The following is a 25,595-nucleotide window of genomic DNA, read 5'->3' as shown; positions in this document are numbered from 1 at the left end:
AGGATCCACGGAAATTATTGAATACGTACATTCAATAAGACCCTTCCAGAATATGTATCTTCCGAAAGAGCCTTCTATATTTTCACTGCTTCTTTCATTTACAACCACTTCGTTATGACTGCAGGTACGTTGCCTTCCCCTCCAACGTAAATGTGTCAACAGGATTAATCTTTTTAATCGCCCATAATGAATGAGTGCCTTCTGGTTTTTTCTCAGAAAACCATTTCCTCACAACAAAAACCCCTAAACCAGGGGCTTTATAACTTTGTTAAGATTAACTTTCCAATACCTGTGTAACTGATTTTCCCAAACCCTCCCCAGTTCACTCGAAGAGGATTCAGAATCCATGTCCTTCATTTATTATAAAAGTTTCATCTTTTACCCCATTTATCCTCGAAAATAAGTTCATCCATCGGCCTTCTTTTTTCCCAATTGGCAAGTTCAAGAATGGGTTTATCCGGATATTGATCCGTATAGCCAATTGACATGAGTGCAATGGGTTCTACATGCGGCGGAATCTCCAAAATGTCACGAATATCATTCTTCTTATAAAAGCTTACCCATCCCATTGCCAATCCTTCCGCACAGGCAGCCAGCCACATATTTTGAATTGCACAGGCCGTTGATAGGATATCCGTTTCCGGAATAGAGTTCCTCCCCAAAACATGGGAGCCGCCACGTGTCGGGTCACATGTTACACAAATGGTGTAAGGTGCTTCTTTTAACCCTTCCACTTTCAAACTAAGAAACTTATTTTCTTTACCCCCTTCATAATGAATAGCTAGTGCCCTTCTTTCTTTATCCGCTGCCCATGCCAAACTGTTCTTGGTTTCCTGAGATGAAATTACAATGAAACTCCAAGGCTGCATGAATCCTACAGACGGCGCATGATGTGCAGCATCCAAGATTCTGCGGAGTATATCCTTTGAAATGGGCTTGGGCAAAAAACTCCTGATATCCCTTCGGTTATAAATGGCTTTATATACGGCTGCTTGTTCTTCATTATTAAACATAATTTCCCCCCATGCTTCTGGCTCCCCAGAAATTTATCTAAAAATTCAATATGAATTTTACAGGTAAACCCTTACAATTAAAAGGGACTTTCCAGATATCCCTGGATTCAGCTCATTCCGTCCACAACAAGATTCGCTCTTTCTTGCGGCCTTTGCGCGTCGACATATAGATCTTCATGAACCATCCAATTATCCTCCCACATTTGACGCGCATCTTCACCATCCCGCTCGAGGCCACGTTTCAAGCGCTGATCGCGGGGACATTCCACCCATATCGTGAAATCATGGGACCCTGCCAATTCTTTACGGATAGAATACGTCCCTTCAATAATGACAAGGCCACCAGCAGGAACGACATGCCATTCGGCCATAGTGTCCGTTTCCCAATCATACCTTTGATACCTTGCATCATTCCCTACAGTAAGCGGTTTTAGGATTTGGTTAAAAACCCGTTCCCAATCACAATCCGCTCCAATCTGTTTTTGGGCTGGGGGCAACTGGATCCTTTTCGATGATGGCAAATAAAAATCGTCCATATGAACGACTGTGCTACCTGGACACTTTGCATGGATAAGGGAAGCGAGTGTACTTTTTCCAGACCCGCCCCGACCATCGATGGCCATAATATATGGAGATCTTTTTTGGGAAATTTCGTGAATTTCAGCAATAAGATTTTTAATCGTATACTGCCCATTAAGTGTTGGAAAGTTCATAAGCATTCCTCCTATACTACTTATTTCTATTCGTCCTCCCTTATATTCCTTCCTTGTGGGGATAAAATGAAAAAAACTAAGAAGAAGGTGCTAGTAATGAACAAAATCCAATTTGCCGCCATTTTCGATATGGACGGCACCTTGTTTCAAACAAACAAGATATTAGGTTCTTCACTTGAAAGAACATTTGAGATACTTCGATCAGAAGGGAGCTGGACAGGGAATACCCCGCTTGCCAAGTATCAAGAGATTATGGGCGTCCCGCTGACAATCGTATGGGAAACTCTATTACCTAAGCATCCTGATCATATTCGCCGACAGGCTGACCAACTTTTTTTAGATTGCTTGATTCAAGAAATCAAACAAAGGAATGGTCAGCTTTTCCCCCTCGTCATGGAGACCTTGTCAACGATCAAACAGCTTGGAATTTCCATTTTCATTGCTAGCAACGGTCTAGTAAAGTACCTGGAAGAAATCTGTTCTTATTTTGGGCTGCATGAATTCGTTACGGACATATATAGCGTGGAAAGGTCCTCGAAAGGCTCGAAGACCGAATTAGTGCAAATGTTGTTGAAAGACTATCGAATTGAAAGCGCCATTGTGATTGGGGATCGAAAATCCGACATCGAGGCAGCAAAGAAAAATGGCTTATCGGCTGTAGGCTGCCAATTTGGATTTGCCGAAGAAAATGAATTGGCTGATGCTGATCTGTTCATCGCAGATTTTTCTGAACTTCAAGCTTACCTTTCAAAATGGATACTAAAGTCCGCTCACCAATAGCTTTTCCTGTTCTGCAAGCATCACGGCTATCTTATCCTGGATTGCCGTAATGCCCTTTTCTTCCATGAAATTATTCACGATGATCGAAAATATGACTCTTTCCCCTCTTTTGGTCGTCACATAACCTGATAGAGAGCTCGTTCCTGAAATGGTCCCTGTTTTCGCACGAACGTTCCCAGCTGCATTTGTCCCTTTCATTCTCTTTCTAAGCGTACCGCCTACCATCCGCTTTTCATTTCCTGCAATCGGCAAAGCGTTCAAGTAAGCAGGAAACCACGTTTTCTCCTGTACGGCATATAGCAGTTTCGTTATTTCATTCGCTGGAATCATATTGACTTGGGATATGCCAGATCCATCACGCATCTTGATTGTTTGCATATTGAGACCCAAACCCTTCATTTGATTTCGAGCGACCTTCAAACCATCTTTCCAGCTTCCCCTCCCTACTGCTTCTTTGCCCATTTCTTTCACCAAAATCTCAGCATGGCCGTTATTGCTCAATTTCATGAAAGGAATAAGCAGTTGTGAAAGTGGCATGGACTGATGAGTGGCGATCAAGTCCGCTCCTACAGGGGCTTTTCCTATTTTCCTTTTTCCCAACACTTTAATTCCATGTTTCTTCATTGACTTTTCAAATAGGCTCAGGGCATATTCTGTGGGATCTTTCACTGAGATCCATTCTTCGGTCACCCCGGCATGCTCCGGAATGGTCCCGGTGATTGTAATGACATCTGTGCCATGAGACCGTTCGACTTCAATTTCCTGTTTGCCGTCTGCCGCTACTGTTTTCGTTTTGTTGATGATCTTCACGTAATCCGTTTCAGGCTTCAGCATCACCTTTGCCATTTTGCCAGCCTTTTCCCCGGGGGTTATCTCCACGATAATGGTACCGGTATCGTAGTCATCATTCGGGGAGGCGGTTAAAGCCGAAACAGCTGCTCCGTAATATTCCTGTTCATCGCTCCAGACCAAGTCTCGGGAATAACGGATATCATCATACCAAGAATCATCCCCTATAAGATCTCCATGAACGAGCTTAACTTGCTTGTGCTTCAGTGACGATGCCAGCTCATCAAAATCCTTTTCCAATAATGTAGGATCTCCTTTTCCCTTCAGATAAACATTCCCCTGCAGAACATGGCCAACCTGCACCCCTTTTATGTATAGTTCCGTTTGAAAAACATGATCTTCCCCTAATGTTTCCAGCGCAGCTGCTGCAGTCAAAAGCTTAAGGTTCGAAGCAGGCCGCAATCTAGTTTGCGACCCTCGTTCATAAATCATTTCCCCCGATTCCGCTGATCGGATGGAAATTCCCGTTAACGCCCCTGCCAACCCTGGTGAATCATCCAAAATTTGTTGAATTTCCTGTCCTAGGTTTCCATCATCATTCGCAGCCTGCATCGATTCTCCATTAAAAAAACAAATCAAAAACAGGAAGAATATAAAACTCAACTTCCTTTTATATGTCAAACCTATCACTCCCACTCTAAAAACTCACCACCTCTATCTTGTCCATTTTACGGTCAATTAAAAAAGAAAATTTCCACATGATGGTCTCTATTTATACATACTCAGGAAAGGCAGGATTATTCGACCGCCATTCAATGGAATCCAATTGGCGATCCTTACTTCATGATTCATTTACATGTACGATTACAGGGAACTTTTTTGAATGATAATCCGTATAAGTATAAAGACATAGTAAGGAGTGAATATATGTATTCAAAGATACAGCCACCAACGAAGAAAATTTCCAAAGAATCCGTGAAGATATGGCGGATGACCGAAGCCATTACCAATTTCATTACCCTCGCCGTCTTTTGCATCCTATTATATGTTGATGATTATTTCGCTTGGAAAGAATGGATTGGATGGATTTTATACGGACTTATCACATTATCTTTTTTCCATGCAATCTGGTCCATCTTCATTGAACCAATCTTGTTGCAAAAGTATTGGCGTTACGACGTGAACGAAGAATTCATTCAAACAAAACGCGGAGCTTGGAGTGAAACGCATGAACTCATTCCGATGACGAAGGTTCAGTCCGTCAAATTGAACCAAGGCCCGTTTTTGCGAAAATATAACCTTTATTCACTAAGTATCGGAACAATGGGGGACTCACATGACATACCTGCCATCCCCGAGAAAGAGGCGTATGAATTACGAGATAAAATTGCCCATTTTGCTAAAATTAAGGAAGTGGATTAACAATGGAAGAACATGTAAAACGATTACACCCTTTCAAAATCCCCTTCGAATTATGGAAATTGCTGAAAGGGAATGTGTTTTTCATAATCATGCTTTATGTCCTGAACTTCGGTTCTGAAAAGATGTATATGAAGGTACTCCAAATCGGCTTTCTAGTTTATCTGATTTGGAATGTCCTTTCTATCATCCTTAAATGGTATACGTATAAATATCAAATCAAAGAAGGAACCATTTATATTACCTCAGGGATCATTTCGAAATCTTATCGAACGGTCCCGCTTCATAAGGTACAGAATGTTCAACAACGTACGACGGTATTCCATAAGATTTTCCGCTTAACCTCTTTAACATTCGAAACAGGGATGACTGGTGATCAGGGTACCTTGCCTTTTGAGGTTATTTCCCGAAAAGAGGCCGAACGGCTTGAGGGGGAATATTCTTCAAAACAGGAACTTCAGGTTATCGAATTGGATAGCCCCGAAGAACGAATAGCGGAGGATATGGAACCAATTAAAAAAACGATCCATTTCACGCCAACTAAACAGGATGTGCTGAAAGCTTCCTTTACATCACTCAGCTTTTTGGCTCTTATCCCAATTGTGGCTACGTTATATAATACACTCGATGATTTTATCAATTTGGAGAATGCCGAAGGGTTCTTTGCCAAGCTATTGGATACGTGGTGGATCATAACCATCGTTCTTGTCGGCCTCATATGTATAGCCGTTGCCTTCGGAATCATTTCCACATTCGTTAAATATGGAAAATATGAAATTTCATCCGATCACGATCGTATATATATCAAGAAAGGTCTACTGGATGAATCTGCTTTTTCCATTCAGAAAGAAAAAGTACAAGCTGTCGAAATCTCCCAATCAATCATTAAAAGGTTGCTAGGCTTGGCAGAAGTGAAACTGATCAGCGCAGGAAGTACGGGTGATGAAGAGCTAGAAACAAATACTCTCTATCCTTTTTTATCGATTGAAATGGCATATGGAATGGTAGAAGAGATTTTACCCGCTTACAAAGTGGAACGGTCAATGGAGTCGCTATCGAAGCAGGCCTTCAAAATCCGAATGCTGCGGCCCAGCTTTTTCTGGATTCTCACAACAGTGGCAATCTATTATTTCAAACCCTCCCTATGGTATATATCGCTGATTTTACTCGCCATCATTTATACATTGAGAATTCTAGATTACAAAAATAGCCGTTACTTGTTAAATGATGAGTTTATTCAGTTTAAGTCCGGAAGTTTGGAAACATCACTATTCATCACCAAAAGAAGCAAGGTCATTCAAATTGAGGTGGAACGTACGAAGTTGCAAAAGCTTTTCGGGCTTGCCTCAATCGAAACGATCAACCGCTCCAAGCCTGTGCACCATACAAAGCTCCAAGATGTATCCGTTGAATATGCTGACGAGTTTTACACATGGTATACGGGCAGGACAAAAAATATCCAAGTCGAATAAGATTCAATGATTGGAAGAGTTGACTATAGCGGTCAGCTCTTTTTTTTCATCTATATTCCACTCCATGCCAACCGCAGAATACCTTATATTTATGTTGGAGATTCCGACAAAATTAATATTGGCAATTTTCCAACTTCAATCTTCAAAAAAGGGAAAACAGACCGAAATATCTATAGAAGCCAAAATTAATTAGAGGTATATAAGGAGGATTGTCCATATGAAAAGACTGAAGGACTGGTATTTTAATTCGCTAAAAAAACAAATATTGATTCCCTTTTTAGCTTTGATCATGATAAGCGGAATGGCCATCTCCTACATGAGCTATAAAAATAGTATCGATATGACGACCCAGGTACTTACCGGAACGACGGAAGAGCAAGTAAAGTCAATGAACGATTCTTTCGAAATCTTCTTTCAAAAAACGGAGAATCAATTGGATAGGATCGGTAAGTATCCTATCATAAGTAATTCTGATAAGTACCCAGAATCCATAATGGATGAGTTTTCCAACACACAGTCCAGCAACTCTGAAATAAATAGTTTATATATTGGCACAGAGAAAGATGGAAAAACATTAATATTCCCAAAAGCTGAATTACCGGCTGACTTCGACCCAAGACAAAGGGATTGGTATCAATCCGCATTGAAACAAAAAAACAAGACCATTTGGACGGAACCTTATACAGATCGGGCGACGAATACACTTGTCATCACGGCAGCAAAAGCCATATATGATGGTGATGAATTAATAGGCGTGATCGGCGTCGACATTTCGATCGATACATTGATCACGATGGTTAATCAAACGAAATTCGGAAAAACTGGCTATACCGTTTTGCTTGATAAGAAAGGGATATTCGTTACACATCCTGACAAGAAAAAAATTCAACAGGATATATCAAAGGAAAATATCTTCAGAAAAATGAAAAGTGAATCCGGTTCAATGATAGAGGAATATGAAGGGCAAAGCCGGATCATCGGATACGCCACCAATCCAACCACTGGATGGCGAATTGCTGGAGTAATGGAAGAAAATGAAGTGATAGCCCATGCAAGCCCGATGATAATCGGTAATATCATCACAATGTTGATCGTCTTTACTGTCACTGCACTATCTGCCATCTTCATAACCCGTTCTTTAACAACTCCCATTAAAAAGCTGCAAGAATCCATTCGGAAAATGGCTGACGGCGATTTCACACCCAGGACTTCCATTCCCAGAAAGGATGAGATTGGACAACTTTCAGAAGACACCAACATAATGACCAGGAATATGAGCCATATGTTAGGGGTTGTCAACAACCTTTCCGATAAAGTATCCGATTCATCCATGACACTGGTGGCTAGTGCAGATGAGAATTCAGCGGCAGCTAACGAGGTGGCCCTGACTATGGAACAAATAGCGGCCGGTGCCATCGACCAAATTGAAGTAGGACAGAATAACGAAAGGGCTGTAAAGCTTTTGGCTGACAAAATCAATGATCTTGAAGCGCAAGCGAGCAATATGGCCACGGAATCCGAAAATATGTTCAAGGCTTCCGAAAACGGAATCACTCAAGTGCAAGGACTAAAACGGCAATTCAATGAAACTTCCATGATATCCAGTAAGATGAGTACGGCAGTCAAATCTTTGGATGCACGGTCAAATGATATCAATGCGATTGTAAAGACCATAAGCGGAATTGCCGGACAAACTAATTTACTCGCTCTGAATGCTGCCATCGAAGCAGCCAGGGCAGGTGAACATGGAAAAGGGTTTGCAGTTGTTGCCGATGAAGTGAAAAAACTGGCCGAACAGACGAAAAACTCACTAAAGGAAATCTCGGAAATCATTCAAGCCATGCAAACCGATACAACCAATACCGTTGATTTGATTGACCAAGTCAATCAAAAAATCCATCATCAGGATACTTCTGTAACGGATACAGAAAATGCCTTCAGTCACATTGCGTCCATTATCGCGAATACATTCAGCAATTTTGACGAAATAAAAAAGATGATGAACGAAATGGTATCCGAGGTCACACGGATGGCGAGTAATGCAGAACAATTAAACTCAATCAGCCAGGAAACTGCGGCAGGAACTGAAGAAGTATCTGCTTCCGTAGAACAAACGAATGCTTCCATGGAACAATTAAATGCCCTGGCTAGTGAATTGGATGCCCTATCCCAGGATATGCACAAGGAAATACGGAAATTTACATTCTAATCAAAAAAAGGACGGGCCCTAACGGGATCCGTCCTTTTTTAACTTACAATTTAAAGAGGTCTTCTACTGTTCGTTAGCGTTTCATCGGTCTCTGTAATTCCTGAGTAGGAAGAGTTGGGTTTACTCGCATCCGAATCGACTAACACAAGCAGCTTGCCGCCCTTAACATCCGCTTCATAACGATTCGCCTCTTCTTCAGGTATGCCCATACCGATTAATGTACCGGCCAATCCGCCAGTACCTGCACCTACAGCCGCTCCGGCTAATGTGGCAGCAAGCGGCCCAGCTGCAAGTACCGGTCCGATTCCCGGAATCGCCAGTGCACCCACACCTGCCAATAATCCGGCAGCACCGCCCAAAATTCCTCCGGTCGCCGCACCGGCTGCAAGTCCCTCTTCAACCTTTGTACCCGTTTCTTCATTCACTGTCTTTAATTCTTCTTTATCTTTCGCCACTACTGAAATATCTTCACGGCTATATCCTTGTGCCTGCAATGACTCAACAGCCTTAATGGCTTCTTCTCCAGTTTCATATACACCAATTATACGTTTATCCATATTTATCATCCTCCTTAAAGAATGTAAATTGTCGCTCCCCCTTTACATACCCCACAGGAAGAAAAGGTTAAACGTTTTTTAACAAGAAAATATTTTTGAGTTAACCCTTACTAAGAAAGGGTATATATACTAATAGTATGCATATTTTTAGGGGGTTTTCTTTTTGCTAATCGAGTTACTTAAGGATTTAGTATCTATTGATAGTTCATCGAAAGAAGGAGCCAACGAAGCAGTTGAATACTGTGCGAACTGGCTTAAAAAACAAGGAATTACCGTAAATGTGATCGTCAATAACGGTTATAAAATGCTTGTTAGCGAGATTGGCAGCGGAGATAAAACCATAATTTGGAATGGCCATGTCGATGTTGTCAGCGGGACGCCTGATCAATTTTTCCCTGAAGTTCATGAAGGAAATTTATATGGACGCGGGGCAGCCGATATGAAAGCTGGGCTTGCAGGGATGATGTGTGCATTTACCGAACTGAAAGATAAGGGCCTAGGTTTGAAAATCCAGCTACAGATTGTATCAGATGAAGAAATTGGCGGGTTGAACTGTTCTGGATATTTAGCGAAACATGGTTACAGAGGGGACTTCGTAATATGCGCTGAACCGACACAATTGGGAATCGGTCTCCAGGCAAAGGGTGCACTTCGACTCGATATTGAAGTATCCGGCAAATCCGCACACGGAAGCCGACCATGGGAAGGCGTAAATGCAATCGAAAAGGCCTATGATCTCTACCAAAAAATAAAGGAACTTCCTTTCACCCGGGATCATACCCCCCTTTACTCTTCCCCTTCAATTAACCTAGCAAAAATAAAAGGTGGGGATGTCTACAATAAGGTACCGGATGCGTGTTTGCTCAGTCTTGATATCCGCTATCTTCCTACGCAAACAATGGAAGAAATCATTGCTCAGATCGAAAGTGTGACAGGAAAGAATCTCCACCTTAATATGTACAGTAAACCTGTAAAAACAGAAGAGTCAGACCCATTCATCACACTGCTTCGCCCGATTATCGAAAAGAACACCCATCGAGATGCTGTCATTTTTGGACAACATGGCTCCGCAGATACCGTCTTTTTTGCGGCATATAATATACCGGCCATTGAATTCGGACCTAAAGGTGAGAACTGGCATGGAGATAGAGAATGCGTTAATCTTGAATCTGTGGCAGTATATCAAAAAATGCTAGTCGATTTCGCTTCTGAATTTTCTTTAACTTAATCCATTTGGATGTTAACATCCGGCATCATTAGATGTCGGATTTTTTCATTTCCTAAAAATCCTCTCTCACTAAAATATACAGCAGGTATTTGTCTATTATTGCGTTGTATTTTTACAAAATATACAGGACTTTAAAACTAAGTATCAATCAACCAATTTTTTTATAATTAAACAAAATATGCCATGGTATCAACATTATTAAACAAAAAAAACGCTCATACTGACATAATAAATACACATTTCCATTTAATGGACAAGTCCTTTAGACCTAGTTTACATTACATTTATTTATCAACGGAAACGTTTTTGTAATACAATTACTATTCCACCGAAACATTATTGTCATATATACCTGTTATTCTAAGTCTACGATTTAAAACAAAGGAGACTATTCATTTTGAAAAAAATACTACTTCCACTATTCACTGCTTTCTTGCTGGTATTTAGTTTTTCCGGAGTTTCATCGGCTGCTACTACTACATACAAAGTTAAAAGCGGCGACACACTATGGGGTATCGCCAATAAACATAATATAACAGTCAATCAACTCAAAGGTTGGAACAACCTGAAAAAAGATAACATCCATCCAAATCAAGTTTTAAAGCTTAAGAAAACTTCGACCTCTGCTAAACCTAAACCTAAAGCTAAAGCTAAAACAACATCATCCAAGAAATATAAAACGATCACCGTCAATGCGACAGCTTACACAGCGAACTGCAAAGGTTGCAGCGGTATTACAGCATCAGGTCTTAACTTAAAGAAAAACCCTAACGCAAAAGCAATCTCAGTCGACCCTAAGGTCATTCCGCTAGGAACTAAAGTTCATGTAGAAGGCTACGGGGAGGCCATTGCCGCAGATAAAGGCGGCGCAATCAAAGGAAATAAAATTGACGTCTTCTACTCTTCTCACTCAAAAGCAATGAATTGGGGCAGAAAAACGGTTAAAGTAAAAATCTATAAATAATGATAAGTGCCAGCCTGATATCTTTCAGGCTGGTCTTTTGTTTTTTCCACTTACACACTTTAAAACAGCTAGTTTACCCTTAAATGATAAACATTTACCGAAAATTCAGTCAATGTTATGATTAGTACATCTTAACCAAAAGAGAGGTGTGCACTTTGAATATTGTCATTATTGGGGCCGGGGCACTCGGCTCCTACTTTGGAGGCAGATTGCAGCAGGCCGGGCAGGATGTTCAATACCTTGTCCGAAAAAAACGTGCCAAACAATTGAAAGAAAACGGCATGAGCATAACAAGCCCACATGGAAACCATCAATCTAACGACCTCCATATCACAGAAAATGTAATTGATATAGACAAGGTTGACCTTGTGATTCTCGCGGTAAAAGGCCAGCATCTGCAAGGTACCCTCACAGATTTAAAGGTCCTTGTTGAAAAGGGTGCAAAGGTCCTTCCGCTTTTGAATGGATTGGAGCATATATCCATTTTACAGGAAGAACTGGGCGATGAAGCCGTCATGGGAGGAAGTGCCTTCATCATTGCCACCCTTGATGAAAAAGGTCATGTCATTCACTCCAATGATAATCACGATTTAATCTATGGCCCGCTTCACCCTTCACAGAAAAAGATTTGTGATGAATTTGAACAGGCGGTCGGATCAGCTATCATGGAGGTAAGCAGGACGGAAAACATATTAATCAGGATGTGGATCAAATACATGTTCATCACCGCTTTCTCGGGTGTAACAACCGCCTCAAACCTCCCTATCGGCACGATACGGAGATTCCCGGAAACCAATGGATTGCTGGAAAACGTCCTAGTTGAAATGAAGGAACTTGCAAACGCTTATGACGTTGGGATTACCAGGCAGAATATTGCTCAGGCTTTGGAAAACATGGCAGGTTTACCGGATGAATCAACCTCTTCCATGCATCAGGACCGCCGGAAGGGCCAAACCCTCGAAGTGGAACATTTACAGGGCGGAGCACTGCGCCTTGCTGACAAGGCCGGCTTGAAACTTCCTGTGATTGCAACCCTTTATGCACTCATAAAACCATTTGAAAATTGATTTTCCTCAATACCGGAGCTCCGCCGGTATTTTTTTTATGCTGCTTAGGTATACATGAGACCTAAATCACTATCATTTCCTCTTCTACCCATCATTTGAAATCCACAAGACCAAAAAGACCAAAAAGAACAATATCACCAAAAGAATATTCTGATTCTTCCTTCTGTTACACTATAGTCAAGTTAAGAAAGCGCTATCATATAGCAAAGGAGAATGTACCTTGAAAATATTAAAAAATCTAACAGTTCAGGTCATCATCGGTATCATTTTGGGTATAACAGTCGGTTTCTTCTTCCCTGCTTTTGGTGAACAGCTGAAGATATTAGCTGATTTATTTATTAAAATGATTAAAATGGTCATTGCACCAATCATCTTCCTAACCGTCGTAATCGGGATTGGCGGTATGGGCGATATGAAAAAGGTTGGCCGCATCGGCGGAAAGGCCCTGCTCTATTTTGAAATCGTTACCACCTTCGCCCTTGCTATCGGAATTATCGTAGTTAATATGTTAGGACCTGGTAAAGGTTTCAACATCGATTCAGTCGAAGGCGGCGATGTATCACAATATACAACAGCCGCTTCCGAAACGGAACATGGCGCAATGGCCTTCATTTCTAACATCATCCCTGATAATGCTGTTGCTGCAATGGCTGGCGGGGACTTACTCCCTATTTTATTCTTTGCCGTATTATTCGGATTATCAATGGCGGCGATGGGACCAAAAGTACAACCTGTCGTCTCCTTCCTTCAACATATTGCTGATATTTTCTTCGGCATAGTCAGTATGATCATGAAAGTATCTCCATTGGCGGCTTTTGGGGCAATGGCTTACACAATCGGTAAGTTCGGTCTTAGTTCACTAAGTTCCTTAGGACAATTAATGGGTAGCGTATATATCACCATGGCACTATTCATCATTCTTATCCTTGGTTCGATCGCAAAAATCTACGGCTTTAATATTTTCAAGTTCATTGCCTATTTAAAAGAAGAGATCCTCTTAGTTTTAGGTACATCTTCGTCGGAATCCGCCCTCCCAAGCGTGATGAAAAAACTCGAAAAATACGGTTGTTCAAAATCCGTAGTCGGTTTAGTTGTCCCAACTGGTTATTCTTTTAACCTTGATGGCACATCCATTTACTTATCCATGGCAGCGATTTTCATCGCCCAAGCCTATGGTATCGATTTAAGCATCTGGCAGGAATTAACCCTTCTGGGAATCTTGATGTTAACGTCCAAAGGAGCTGCTGGTGTAACGGGATCCGGTTTCATTACACTTGCTGCAACATTAGCTGCCTTCCCAATGATTCCGGTTGAAGGAATGGCACTACTTCTTGGAGTCGACCGCTTCATGTCTGAAGCACGCGCAATCACTAATCTAATCGGTAACAGTGTTGCTACTGTGGTCATTTCTAAATCCGAAGGTGAATTCAATCCAAATCAAGCCATCTCAGGTGATATGGGTGAAGTGGCCGTCTCATCGGAAAAATAATCGAAACCATGAATGTAGAGGTGTGCAACTTGCACCTCTTTTTTTATGTCTTCCTCCTCCACATTCTACAAGGAATAGTCGAGTTTCAAAAAAATAGCCAATCAAATAAATTTCAGTATCATCGGAAAGTGTTTATACTTTTATGTAACAGGTAAAGGTATAAAGTTAAAAGTTTTTTAGTAGTTTGATGGATTTAACCAAAATAGGAGGTTTTATCATGAAGGATTACGGATTATTTATTAACGGTGAGTGGTCGGATTTTGGGTTGGATAAAATTGAAGTGAAAAACCCGGCAACGGATGAAATAGTTGCCACCGTTCCTAAAGGCGGTGCGACTGAAGCAGCCAAGGCTGCAGATGCCGCTTATGATGCCTTTACGGATTGGTCAGCACTCTCAGTCTACGAACGTGCAGAACTAATTTGGAAATGGCATCGATTGATTGATGATAATAAAGAAGAACTTGCCAAAATCATGACTGAAGAGCAAGGCAAGCCCTTTAAAGAGGCTCTTGGCGAAATGACATATGCAAATGGCTTTTTATCTTGGTTTGCCGAAGAAGGGAAACGGGTCTACGGCGAAACGATTCCTGCTTCCGTGTCCAATAAGCGGCTTTTCGTGACTAAACAGCCTGTAGGAGTTGTAGCTGTCATTACGCCTTGGAACTTTCCAGCAGCAATGATTACAAGAAAAGTGGCACCAGCTCTTGCCGTCGGCTGCACAGTCGTCATTAAACCGGCAAACCTGACTCCCATAACAGCTTTAAAAATGGCTGAATTAGCGGAAGAAGCTGGGATTCCAAAAGGAGTCATCAATGTCGTGACAGGAAAATCATCAGAAATCGGTGAAACTTGGCTTCAAGATACAAGGGTCCGTAAGTTGACGTTCACCGGGTCTACAGAAGTCGGTAAAACCTTAATGAGGGGCTCAGCCGACACAGTAAAGAAAATCTCGCTTGAACTTGGAGGTCACGCCCCCGCGATCGTTCTTGAAGATGCCGACCTTAATAAAGCGGTTGATGGCATCATCAGTTCAAAATTCCGTAACGCTGGACAAACATGCGTCTGTTCAAATCGCATTTATGTCCACGAAGCCATTCAGGAAGCCTTTATCGAAAAGCTCGTTGCCAGGGTCAAAGAACTAAAAGTAGGAAACGGATTGGAAGATGGCGTCGATATCGGTCCGCTTATCGATCAAAATGCAGTGGATAAGGTTCAAAAACAAATTGATGAAGCAATCAGCAGCGGAGCTAAGCTCGAAGCTGGCGGAAAATCAATCGGCGGCCTTTTTCTTCAACCAACCGTACTGTCCAACATTGATGACAGCATGCTTTGCATGAAGGAAGAGACATTCGGTCCACTAGCTCCAATTGCATCCTTCAAGACCGATGAAGAGGCAATCAAAAGGGCAAATGACTCCATCTTCGGTTTGGCAGCTTACGTATTCACTGAAAATATCACCAAAGGCATCAAATTCACCGAGGCACTTGAATTCGGTATTGTAGGATTGAACGACGGACTCCCTTCCGTTCCACAAGCTCCATTTGGCGGATTCAAGCAAAGTGGGCTCGGCCGCGAAGGTGGACACCAAGGCATCGAAGAATACCTTGAAGTAAAATATATTTCGTTAGGTTTGTAATTAATAAGCTTTCGTTCCTTCACTAAGAAAACGGGCCCGACTCAAATGAGTCGGACCCGTTTTTTCATTCCAATATATCCTCTTCAAGCTTTTCCTCTTTCCTGATCCTGATGAATTTTACGATATTCAATACAATCGTTTTAACAACGGAATAAGTAGGAACGGCCAAAATCATACCGATGATACCGGCAATATTTCCGGCGACGAGCAATAGGATGATGATGGTAAGCGGATGTGTGTTCAATTTTTTCCCGATGACTAACGGTGAAATGAAATTACCATCCAGTTGCTGGATGACCGTTACAACAAGAATGACCAATAACGCTTCGGCCGGTGAATGAATCAATGCCACTATGACCGCAGGAGCCGCTCCGATAAACGGACCTACATATGGAATGATATTGGTTACTGCACCAATCAGCGCAAATAAGAACGCGTAAGGCAAACCAATGATTAAATACCCAATGAACGTTCCAATCCCAACAAACAAGCAAACAAGCATCTGTCCTTGTATGTATGTAGTAAGCGTCCCGCCAGTTTCCTGAAGTACTGTTAAAGCTGGTTTTCTATAGCTAACCGGTACGAACTTCATGATGGAGCTTGGAAGCTTATCCCCATCCTTCAACATATAAAATAAGATGAAAGGAACCGTTACGACCACTAATGTTATATTCGTCACTACGCTGAAAACAGAAGATAAACTGTTCGTTATATTACTCGGTAAATTCGTCAAATATTTTTGAAGCGAATCTCCTACTTCTTGCAAAGGGACATAATCTTGTTCCACCGTCCACAAAAACCATTTTGACTCTGCTGAATCTTCAATGAACTTCCTAACTTGATTGAAATAATCCGGAAGGTTATTGATTAAATCCGTAACCTGTTTGGAAAGTGATGGGCCAACCAGACCGACCAACAAACTAACCAATCCTAGGAAAAATACATAAAGCAATACTATGGCCAATCCCCTTGGCACTCTTCTTTTAACCAGGAAATCAACAGTGGGGTTGAACAAAAAGTAGAGAAAACCCGAAATCAAGATGGGAAAGAACAATGTAGATGTAAAAATAACTATTGGTTCGAAAAGAAAAGAAATCTTTGTACCAACATAAAAAAGTAAAGACAATAGTAATAACTCTAACGTCCAAAAATGCAGTTTTGTCTTGAACAAATTATCTCCTCCACTATTAACATTCTATTTAACTCCCCTAAGGAAACAACATCATAAATTCGGAAAATCCTATGATGATAATCTTTCATTGTTAGCAGTTTACCATATTTCCATAACTTGAATGAATAATTATATACAAAAATAAAAGAAAAAATCATAATGACGCCAATCCCTACCTTTTTGATGGTTAAGCTTCATTTTACACTTTAAATCCGTTATAAGTTGAAGGAAAAAGAACTGATTGGAAACACCATACAAATTGCTCAGGAGAATAATCTATTTACCTTTCAATATTCCATTGGAGTTGACGAAAGATTCATTGGTTTCCACAAATATCATAAAGTGGATAAATAACAAGGGCGAATCCAAATAAAAAAACCCGCTGTAATGGCGGGGTTTTGACTCTATTTTTGATCTTGAAGTACTGCTTCAAGCATCGTACCGTTTTTAGCTAGGTTTGTATGCCATGAGAATGCTTTTTCAAGAATATGTGGAGTTTGATGTCCTCCAGTTTGCGCAACAGCTTCAGTGAAGTATGCACGAAGCTGCGGACGGTAGTCAGGATGCGCACAGTTTTCGATGATTAATTCTACGCGCTCTTTTGGTGCCAACCCGCGTAAATCAGCGATCCCTTGCTCTGTCACTAATACATCCACATCATGTTCAGTGTGATCCACATGAGAAACGAAAGGAACGATACTGGAAATATTGCCGCCTTTTGCATATGATTTCGTTACGAAAATACCTAAGCGTGAATTGCGGGCAAAATCTCCTGATCCACCAATTCCATTCATCATTCTTGTCCCAGAAACATGTGTTGAGTTTACATTACCGTAGATATCACACTCTAACGCTGTATTGATTGAAATCAAACCAAGACGGCGGATGATCTCAGGGTGGTTAGATATTTCTTGTGGACGAAGAACAAGTTTATCACGGTACTTCTCAAGTTCACCGTAAACCTGTTTTCCTTTTTCTTCAGCTAATGTAATCGAACAACCTGAAGCGAATTTAACTTTTCCAGCATCGATTAAATCGAATACCGCATCTTGCAGCACTTCTGAATACACTTCCAAATCTTTAAATTCAGAATCAAGGAAGCCCGCGAATACTGCATTTGCCACTGATCCTACACCTGATTGAAGCGGAGCCAGGCTTTCAGTTAAACGACCAGCCTTGATTTCTTCACGAAGGAAGTTAATAAGGTGGTTTGCGATGGTTGCAGTTTCTTCATCCGGCGGCACGATTGTAGAAGGTGCATCAAGATCTGTAGAAACGACGACCCCCATTACCTTTTCAGGGTCAACCTGAATACCGATCGAACCTAGACGATCGCTTACGCTAGTCATAGGAATCGGTTCGCGTTCCCCTTGTTTAGCTGGTGTATATATATCATGCAACCCTTCCAATCCTTCTGGATGGGATACGTTCAATTCAATGATTACATGTTTAGCTTCTTGAACGAATATGGCTGAGTTACCTACAGAAGTTGTCGGGATGATTAACCCTTCTTCTGTAATCGCCAGTGCTTCGATGATTGCAAAATCTATAGGTCCGACAATGCCTTGACGGACTTGTTCAGCTGTATGAGATAAATGCTGATCCACATATGTGACTTCATCAGCATTGATTTTATTACGAATGCCTTTGTCCGCTTGGAACGGTAAGCGTTTGTTAATGATACCAGCTTCCGCCATATGTTGGTCGACTTCAGGTCCTAAAGAAGCACCAGTATAAACATCAACTTTGAATTTTTCAGTTTTAGCTCTTTCAACCAGAGCCATTGGAATAACTTTAGCATCACCAGCACGGGTAAATCCACTCATACCGAGTTTCATCCCATCTTTAATCCATGAAGCTGCTTCTTCCGCTGTAACTACTTTCCCCTTAAATTGTTCGTTGCGAATTTTTTTGAAAACGCTTTCGTTCATACAAAAGACCCCCATTTTTCGCTTTTCTTACACTTAATTTTACCAAGCCAGTGTAATAGTTACATTCATTTCCGAATGAAAAGCCTTAAATGGAGCATAAACCAGCATTTTTTTCACACAAAGGAGTAACACTAAAATCCTAAAGCCCTTCTGAATTGACTTGCATATGTTTGACTTACTTGGATTTTGGAATTGTCCTTCATTATTAGTAAAAATGTAGAATGAAAATCAGGAAGGATTTCCTGTATATAGTTAATATTGACGATGTACGAACGATGCACACGAATGAATAAATCACTAGGTAAAATGTATTCCAATTCACTTAAGTTCATTTTATGAAATCCACTCACACGTTCGGACTGAATTTTAGTTTTCCTATTTTGAGCTTCCAAATACATAATTTCATCATAAGGAAGCGGTATCCAGCGTTCATCTGTTTTAATGGTCAAGAATGATGTCGGTAAAATTAATGGCTTTGAAGGCAAAATGGCTGTTACCGCCCCTAAAGGATTGCCCTCGTCCATGATAGGTACACTCAGCCCATAGTAGGGTACGCCAAAAACATTACTTTCAACTTGCACCCCTATTTTTTTACGGACACTCAGAGCTTTATATGTCGCCGTGTTTTCACTAATTAAATCACCCGGTTTTATTCTTAGGTCAACTTGTTTGCTCGGTTGATAATAAATGTATTTTTTGGAATCAGCCACAGAAATTGAAGCATCCTTCGGAACAAACTCCCTGATGATATTTAAAACGGATTCGACCGTAAATTGATCCATTTCCCTTCACCTCTTAAAAGAACATATTAATAATTTCCCCATCATTAAACAGGGCATTCGCGAATAATTTTTTTTGGAGGACTTACATTTTTTTGAATCCACTTTTCGCAAATTAAAGAAAAAACGAATTAACTAAGCGAAAAGTATCAAAAAAGGCAAAAAAATTGGATTTAAATTTATGTCCTTATCTATTATAGTTGGAAAGCTCATCGATTTCCATGGGGGATGCATAAAAAAGCCGTTCTCCTTCATAAGGAAACGGCTAAAAGGTTATTTTTTAAATCGGGGATCCTGAAACGAGGACTTTATTCGAAGTGATAAAATTTCTTCTAAATTTTTTAATGGTAATTCCAATAAAAAGGGTCGGTCATCAGGTTGATATACATCCTCTGAAATGAGCGTATTAACGATCTTCTGTTTTTTTGCATTAACAATTCGGACCAGTCTCCCCATTTCCAGCTCCCTTTCTTTTATTTATTGGATCCGGCACATTTGGTCGATTGAGTCACTGCATCAAATCTCATTCTTTAACGCATCATGGCCTTCTTTTCCGGTACGGATATTCACAACATTCGCCAATTCATAAATGAAGATTTTTCCGTCACCTGGTTTACCGGTACTCAAGAATTTCCTTGCTACATCCACAACATCCTGAACTGGAACTTCACACACGACGATTTCTATCTTCATTCGGTCATGTAATGACATTTCACGATTTCTGCCTCTATATGTTTCCACATAACTTTTCTGAAGACCCGTTCCTTTTACTTCCGAAACAGTCATTCCGCTTACCCCTATTTTTGCTAGTTCCGTTTTGAATTGTTCAAATTTAATGGGACGTGTAATGATTTCTATTTTCGTTAAAACCTCGGACATATGATCAACCCCCTTTTAAATTGATTCGTGATAGGCTTTTTCTCCATGAAGTGTAAGGTCAAGCCCCATGTACTCATCTTCTTCACTGACACGTAACGGAACGAAAAGGTTAATGGCTTTAGCGATGATATATGTGACCACGGCAACGAAAATATAAGTTACAACGATCGCTATGAGCTGCTTCCACAATAGGTTGAAATCTCCATAGAATAAACCGTTTGCCCCGCTTTCATTGACGGAAGTGGTCGCGAATAAACCTGTAGCGATGCCACCCCATGTTCCACCGATCCCATGTAATCCGAAAGCATCAAGAGCATCGTCGTAGCCCAGTTTATTCTTCAAGAAGAATACGCCCCAAAAACAAACGGCGCCGCCTATGCCCCCGATGATGATGGATGATGCAGGCGTTACAAATCCGCAAGCCGGTGTAATGGCAACCAACCCAGAAATAGCTCCGGATACTGTCCCCAGCAATGTCGCCTTTTTATTAGCCATATACTCAACGATCAGCCAGCCAACGATACCAGCAGCTGCTGCAACAGCTGTATTAACGAATACGTTCATCGCCACTTCATTGATTGTCAGTGCGCTTCCGACGTTGAAGCCGTACCAACCGAACCATATTAATGATCCGCCTAGGAATGTTAAAGGAAGATTATGTGGTGCACTGTCCCCCGACTCTTTCCTTTTACCTAACATAATCGCTAAAACCAGACCGGCAACCCCCGAAGAAATATGAACAACGTTGCCACCTGCAAAATCAAGAGTACCAAGCTCTGCTAACCAGCCGCCTCCCCATACCCAGTGAGCAACAGGAGCGTATACGAATAAAGACCAAAGGATCGTAAAAATCAAGAATGCTGAAAACTTCATCCGCTCAGCAATGCCACCTGCAATGATCGATACTGTTAAAACGGCAAATGTCATTTGGAATAACATGAACAAACTATGAGGAATTGTTTCGCTGTATGGTCCAGGTGCAAAGCCTACATCATTTAAGCCAACCCAGTCCAGACCGCCCAGAAATGTATTACCAGGTGAAAATGATAAAGAATATCCAATCAGCACCCAAAGAATCGAAATGACAGCAAGTGGCATGTAACTATGCATTGCCGTATTCAGGACATTTTTACTTTTTACCATCCCTCCATAAAATAGGGCAATCCCTGGTGTCATTAACCAAACCATCATCGTCGCCAAAAACATGAATACTGAATCTGCCATTTGCATACTGTTTTTTCCCCCTTGTTTTTGTATATGTTATGTTTATTAACATTCAAATGTTATATTTTTTATCATAAACTTAATTTTCTAATAATTCAACTTATTTTTTAATGTTTCATACTAATAATGTTAGGTTAAATAACATAAGTTTTGAATAAAGGACCAGGATTCTATCGTCGTTATATTTCTCCCTCTACTCATGTCCGGGTTCATAGATTCAAATAAAAAAGGCCCTCCTATTGAGGGCCCTTCAAAAAAATATTCAGTTAACAGCAACGAGACACTTTCCCACCCTTTGCGTTATAGCGTTCATCCTGGGCTTCGCAGAAAAATTCTTTCCTGGTTTTCACGGGATCTTCAGGATGGTGCACTCTCATATGTGCCACATAAGTATCATAACTCGGAACGCCGACAAGCAAACTGACGAACTGCTTTCTGTAGCTGAGAATCTTAACTAATCTTTTCAACATTTCCTTCCCTCCCTTATGATGACCTCGATACATAAGGTGATTCATGTAAATCTATTTTCTCGTTCTTCAAGACCTTTATCCATAACTTAATGGCAGAAATCAGGACAGTGATCACAACGATCATGAAGATGGCACATAGGGCAGCATCCACATAATCATTGACGATAACCCGTTTCATCTCAGATAGATTTGCTGCCGGAGCGAGAATTTCCCCATTATCATAGGCCGCTTTAAATTTATCCTTATGTGCCAAAAAGCCAATCGCCGGGTTTTCGTGGAAAAGCTTTTGCCATCCAGCCGTCATGGTCACTATCAATAAGAATGTAGTTGGCACAAGAGTGACCCATGTATACGCTTTTTTGCCCATTTTGAAAAGGACTGTCGTCCCAAGCAGCAACGCAATGGCGGAAAGCATCTGGTTCGCAATTCCAAACAATGGCCAAAGGGTATTGATTCCGCCAAGAGGATCAATGACCCCTTGATATAGGAAATACCCCCAACCGATTACACAAATGGCAGTCGCAATAATATTAGGTAGCCATTTATTCGTTTCGGCAAATGGCTTGTAAAAGGTGCCGATAATATCCTGTATCATAAAACGCCCTACCCTGGTTCCCGCATCAATGGTGGTCAATATGAACAATGCCTCGAATAGGATCGCGAAATGATACCAGAACGCCATCAGGGACGCTCCACCAATCACTTGTGAGAAGATATGGGCCATACCGATTGCAAAGGTTGGCGCTCCACCAGTGCGGGATAAGATGGTCTCTTCCCCAACATCATCTGCAAGGCCGGTAATCATTTCAGGTGTCAAAATGAAACCCCAATCGGATATCGTAGCCGCCACTTGAGCCGGCTCCGTTCCCACAACGGCGCCCGGGCTGTTAATGGCAAAATAGATCCCTGGCGTCAGTACACAGGCTGCTATCATCGCCATGATGGCTACAAAGGACTCAGTCAACATCGCCCCGTATCCGATTGGACGTGAATGTGATTCACGTTCAATCATTTTCGGAGTCGTTCCCGATGAAACGAGAGCATGGAACCCCGACACCGCTCCACAAGCGATCGTTATGAATAAGAATGGGAATAAATTCCCTGAAAAAACGGGTCCTGTTCCATCAATGAATTGAGTGACGGCAGGCATTTCAAGGCTCGGCATGACAATGAAAATACCAAGCGCAAGTCCGATGATCGTGCCGATTTTCAAGAATGTGCTTAAGTAATCACGTGGTGCCAATAACATCCATACCGGCAAAACGGAGGCAACGAATCCGTATACAATCAGCATGATGGCGATCGTTTCTCCATCAAATGTGAACATTGGCGCCAATGTAGCACTTTCGGATACAAAGCGGCCGAAAAATAACGCAAGCATCAATAGTATAATGCCAATAATGGAACCTTCTCCAACACGACCGGGCCTTATATAGCGCATGTAGATGCCCATGAGGACTGCAATCGGTATGGTCGAGGCAATCGTGAACATACCCCATGGGCTGCCCACCAACGCTTTTACGACAACCAGGGCAAGTACCGCTAATAAGATAACCATGATGCCGAGGATTCCGATCATCGCAATCAAACCTGTAATCGGTCCGATTTCCTCTTTGATCATCTCTCCCAATGATTTACCGTTACGGCGCATCGAACCGAAGAGAATAACGAAATCTTGAACGGCACCAGCTAATACAACTCCGACTACAAGCCATAGTGTCCCTGGCAAATACCCCATCTGCGCTGCAAGGATGGGGCCAACAAGAGGGCCAGCTCCGGCAATTGCTGCGAAATGGTGGCCAAACAACACCCACTTATTTGTAGGCACGTAGTCCTTCCCATCATTATTCGCTTCCGATGGAGTCTGGCGATTATCATCTAGCTCAAACACTTTCTGTGCAATGAATTTACTATAAAAGCGATATGCAATTGAATAAACACAGAGTGCTGCAGTGACAATCCACATGGCATTGATGCTTTCCCCCCGGTTTAATGCGACGAAACCAAAACTCACCGCCCCCACCGCAGATATGATTCCCCAAAGAATGACCGACTTAAGCACTTTCATTTTTTACCATCCCCTCTCAATGGTTTACTATAAAAAATCTTCATTTCATATGGAGTTAGGCAATAATCCATTTAATTTAAAGAATTTTACGTATATTCAGAATTATATGTCATTATAATGTTTTTTAGCAATAGCAAAATAGGCGATTTGTAAAGTATTTTCCATTATTTTGTCGATAATTCCCTTTTTCCTGTATTGGTTATTTCACTCTAAGAACGTCAATATCACCGCCAGTCCGTTAAATAATCCATGAATCAAAACAGATGGCCAGATGGACCCTGTCTTTTCATATGCCCAAGCAAATACCAACCCGCTTATAAAATTGATCATTAATGTATTATAAGTAGGGATATGAACGACCATGAAAAGGAAGGAGCTGATGAACATTCCCCAGCTCTTTCCCGTTCGGACCCTAATCCAACGGTATATGAATCCTCGATAAAGGATTTCCTCATAAACGGGAGAAATGATGGCAGCAGAAATGAAGCCTATGAAGAAATTAAAGACTGTGACATTCTGTTTCACACTTTCCGTTTTTTCATTTTCATACGTTCCCCCTACGGCCATCATCAGGGCAAGCACCATAATACTGCTAAATATCAATACAATGGTCCAACCTGCTATCGCCCCCCAGTAAGACGCCGCAAATCGGCGAACCCCCACTTCCTTCCAAGATAAACTACACGGCCTTAAGCATACGAAATAAACCCCTAACATAAAAACGATGGCCATAATGAAGCCCATGGTCGTTCCTGCATATAAACCATTCCGAAAAAATGAATCGAACTGCTCTCTCAGCAAGATTTCAATGAAAACAGGCACAATGAAACATGATAACCCCAACATCCATACTCCTTCCTTAATTCCCCATGGATCACCTTTAAAATACTCATTCTTGTCAAAATCCATTTTATCCCTCCTGTTCTGTTAAGCTATAATGTAAGTGTAGATGATGACGCAACGTCATCTTCAATATTAATTTGGAGGTAAGACAATGGAATTTTGGACCGTGGGGCAATTGTCCAAACTTGCGAACGTTACGATTAGAACGATTCGGTATTACGACCAAATCCAATTACTGACACCTGAGTTCCGACACGCAAATGGCCGCCGATATTATACGGAAAAAGACCTCAAAAGGCTTGAAAAAATTCGCTTGCTTAAAAGCCTTTCGGTCTCTTTAGATGATATAAAGACCGTGTTGGATAAAAAGGCCTTCAAAGAATTGCTCCTTCATCAACAACATCAGACAATATCAAACATAAGGGAAGCTGAAAACACTCTCAAGAACATCCATACCTTGTTAAATAGCATAGAAGTCGAAGGAGATCTCGATTGGGAGCTGCTGCTGCCGCTAATCAAAAGAAAAGAACATAATCGTGATCAATTCTTCAGCAAAGAAGAACGGAAAACCTTGGACAATCTACCTAAGATGGAAAAAGATAATATCCAAACGAAACAATGGATCAACCTAATAAAACGTATAGAATTAACCATCAAAAAAGGATTTCCTGCCGAATCCGAGGAAGGAAGGCTGATCGCTGAAGATTGCCTCCTTTTATCCGAATTGATTTTCGAAGGAAACAAAGATCTAGAGGAGAAATTCTGGAAAGTTCGTAAATCCGCGGCTGACTCTTCCTCGGCAGGTTTATATCCGGTAAAGGAAGAAATCCTCATATTTTTAGAGGAGGCAGTCGCCTCTTTAAATGAAACGGAATGCAAGTTCAAGGTATAAGG

Annotated in this window: 22 protein-coding genes; 10 read left to right on the top strand and 12 right to left on the bottom strand. The window is 41.3% G+C overall.

Annotation, left to right across the window (positions count from 1 at the left end; all coding sequences use genetic code 11):
• Nucleotides 1–371: 371 nt before the first annotated feature.
• Together bluB and N9I19_RS05970 are read right to left on the bottom strand one after the other, a co-directional pair.
• Nucleotides 372–1,013: a 5,6-dimethylbenzimidazole synthase gene (bluB, locus tag N9I19_RS05975; protein WP_061461453.1), complete on the bottom strand. Its 642-nt coding sequence runs from the start codon at nt 1,011–1,013 to the stop codon at nt 372–374.
• Between the two features lie 107 nt (nt 1,014–1,120).
• Complete coding sequence (locus tag N9I19_RS05970; RefSeq protein ID WP_317777251.1) at nt 1,121–1,726, bottom strand: uridine kinase family protein; 606 nt, start codon at nt 1,724–1,726, stop codon at nt 1,121–1,123.
• Between the two features lie 96 nt (nt 1,727–1,822).
• Here N9I19_RS05970 and N9I19_RS05965 point away from each other — a divergent pair, with 96 nt between their 5' ends.
• Nucleotides 1,823–2,506, top strand: a complete 684-nt coding sequence (locus tag N9I19_RS05965) for an HAD hydrolase-like protein (protein WP_411730408.1) — start codon at nt 1,823–1,825, stop codon at nt 2,504–2,506.
• Here the strand turns inward: N9I19_RS05965 and dacB are convergent.
• Nucleotides 2,486–3,976 (bottom strand): D-alanyl-D-alanine carboxypeptidase/D-alanyl-D-alanine endopeptidase, encoded by a 1,491-nt coding sequence (gene dacB, locus N9I19_RS05960; RefSeq protein WP_317777250.1) that lies wholly within the window; start codon nt 3,974–3,976, stop codon nt 2,486–2,488. The genes N9I19_RS05965 and dacB overlap by 21 nt on opposite strands.
• A gap of 246 nt (nt 3,977–4,222) precedes the next feature.
• On the opposite strand from dacB, the gene N9I19_RS05955 reads away from it, so the two are divergent.
• From N9I19_RS05955 to N9I19_RS05945, 3 genes are all read left to right on the top strand, one after another.
• Nucleotides 4,223–4,717 (top strand): PH domain-containing protein, encoded by a 495-nt coding sequence (locus N9I19_RS05955; protein ID WP_317777249.1) that lies wholly within the window; start codon nt 4,223–4,225, stop codon nt 4,715–4,717.
• A gap of 2 nt (nt 4,718–4,719) precedes the next feature.
• Entirely contained in the window at nt 4,720–6,186 is a 1,467-nt protein-coding gene (locus tag N9I19_RS05950) for a PH domain-containing protein (RefSeq protein WP_317777248.1), read from the top strand.
• A gap of 217 nt (nt 6,187–6,403) precedes the next feature.
• Nucleotides 6,404–8,395: a methyl-accepting chemotaxis protein gene (locus tag N9I19_RS05945; protein ID WP_317777247.1), complete on the top strand. Its 1,992-nt coding sequence runs from the start codon at nt 6,404–6,406 to the stop codon at nt 8,393–8,395.
• Nucleotides 8,396–8,445: 50 nt separating this feature from the next.
• On the opposite strand, the gene N9I19_RS05940 is transcribed toward N9I19_RS05945, so the two are convergent.
• On the bottom strand, nt 8,446–8,952 hold the full coding sequence (locus tag N9I19_RS05940; protein ID WP_317777246.1) for a general stress protein: 507 nt from the start codon (nt 8,950–8,952) through the stop codon (nt 8,446–8,448).
• A 163-nt stretch (nt 8,953–9,115) separates the two neighbouring features.
• Here N9I19_RS05940 and N9I19_RS05935 point away from each other — a divergent pair, with 163 nt between their 5' ends.
• The 5 genes from N9I19_RS05935 to N9I19_RS05915 all read left to right on the top strand — a co-directional run bounded on the left by N9I19_RS05935 (nt 9,116) and on the right by N9I19_RS05915 (nt 15,336).
• A complete protein-coding gene (locus N9I19_RS05935) occupies nt 9,116–10,180 on the top strand; it encodes a M20 family metallopeptidase (RefSeq protein ID WP_317777245.1) in 1,065 nt (354 codons plus the stop codon).
• Nucleotides 10,181–10,577: 397 nt separating this feature from the next.
• Nucleotides 10,578–11,144, top strand: a complete 567-nt coding sequence (locus tag N9I19_RS05930; RefSeq protein ID WP_317777244.1) for a 3D domain-containing protein — start codon at nt 10,578–10,580, stop codon at nt 11,142–11,144.
• Nucleotides 11,145–11,290: 146 nt separating this feature from the next.
• Nucleotides 11,291–12,211: a ketopantoate reductase family protein gene (locus tag N9I19_RS05925; RefSeq protein WP_317777243.1), complete on the top strand. Its 921-nt coding sequence runs from the start codon at nt 11,291–11,293 to the stop codon at nt 12,209–12,211.
• 220 nt (nt 12,212–12,431) lie between these two features.
• Entirely contained in the window at nt 12,432–13,700 is a 1,269-nt protein-coding gene (locus N9I19_RS05920; RefSeq protein WP_217899803.1) for a dicarboxylate/amino acid:cation symporter, read from the top strand.
• A 217-nt stretch (nt 13,701–13,917) separates the two neighbouring features.
• Nucleotides 13,918–15,336 carry an NAD-dependent succinate-semialdehyde dehydrogenase gene (locus N9I19_RS05915; protein WP_089362585.1) on the top strand — a complete coding sequence of 473 codons (1,419 nt, stop codon included), beginning with the start codon at nt 13,918–13,920 and terminating at the stop codon, nt 15,334–15,336.
• Between the two features lie 64 nt (nt 15,337–15,400).
• Here N9I19_RS05915 and N9I19_RS05910 read toward each other — a convergent pair whose 3' ends face one another.
• The 8 genes from N9I19_RS05910 to N9I19_RS05875 all read right to left on the bottom strand — a co-directional run bounded on the left by N9I19_RS05910 (nt 15,401) and on the right by N9I19_RS05875 (nt 24,767).
• Entirely contained in the window at nt 15,401–16,507 is a 1,107-nt protein-coding gene (locus N9I19_RS05910; protein ID WP_289321125.1) for an AI-2E family transporter, read from the bottom strand.
• Between the two features lie 404 nt (nt 16,508–16,911).
• Entirely contained in the window at nt 16,912–18,438 is a 1,527-nt protein-coding gene (gene scpC / locus N9I19_RS05905; RefSeq protein ID WP_061461424.1) for a succinyl-CoA:acetate CoA-transferase ScpC, read from the bottom strand.
• A gap of 131 nt (nt 18,439–18,569) precedes the next feature.
• Nucleotides 18,570–19,220, bottom strand: a complete 651-nt coding sequence (locus tag N9I19_RS05900) for a LytTR family DNA-binding domain-containing protein (RefSeq protein ID WP_125163285.1) — start codon at nt 19,218–19,220, stop codon at nt 18,570–18,572.
• 513 nt (nt 19,221–19,733) lie between these two features.
• Nucleotides 19,734–20,096: a P-II family nitrogen regulator gene (locus N9I19_RS05895; RefSeq protein WP_061461417.1), complete on the bottom strand. Its 363-nt coding sequence runs from the start codon at nt 20,094–20,096 to the stop codon at nt 19,734–19,736.
• Between the two features lie 15 nt (nt 20,097–20,111).
• On the bottom strand, nt 20,112–21,326 hold the full coding sequence (locus tag N9I19_RS05890) for an ammonium transporter (protein ID WP_317777242.1): 1,215 nt from the start codon (nt 21,324–21,326) through the stop codon (nt 20,112–20,114).
• 260 nt (nt 21,327–21,586) lie between these two features.
• Nucleotides 21,587–21,790 carry a YbdD/YjiX family protein gene (locus N9I19_RS05885; protein WP_089362581.1) on the bottom strand — a complete coding sequence of 68 codons (204 nt, stop codon included), beginning with the start codon at nt 21,788–21,790 and terminating at the stop codon, nt 21,587–21,589.
• A gap of 13 nt (nt 21,791–21,803) precedes the next feature.
• Nucleotides 21,804–23,858 (bottom strand): carbon starvation CstA family protein, encoded by a 2,055-nt coding sequence (locus N9I19_RS05880; RefSeq protein ID WP_317777241.1) that lies wholly within the window; start codon nt 23,856–23,858, stop codon nt 21,804–21,806.
• 204 nt (nt 23,859–24,062) lie between these two features.
• Nucleotides 24,063–24,767 carry a CPBP family intramembrane glutamic endopeptidase gene (locus N9I19_RS05875; protein WP_317777240.1) on the bottom strand — a complete coding sequence of 235 codons (705 nt, stop codon included), beginning with the start codon at nt 24,765–24,767 and terminating at the stop codon, nt 24,063–24,065.
• Nucleotides 24,768–24,852: 85 nt separating this feature from the next.
• Between N9I19_RS05875 and N9I19_RS05870 the strand changes: the two genes are divergently transcribed.
• Nucleotides 24,853–25,593: a MerR family transcriptional regulator gene (locus N9I19_RS05870; protein ID WP_317777239.1), complete on the top strand. Its 741-nt coding sequence runs from the start codon at nt 24,853–24,855 to the stop codon at nt 25,591–25,593.
• Nucleotides 25,594–25,595 lie beyond the last annotated feature (2 nt).

The organism is Peribacillus sp. CSMR9 (assembly GCF_033141925.1).
In the GTDB taxonomy this organism is placed as follows: domain Bacteria; phylum Bacillota; class Bacilli; order Bacillales; family DSM-1321; genus Peribacillus; species Peribacillus simplex_A.
This window is presented reverse-complemented; position numbering and strand designations above follow the sequence as displayed.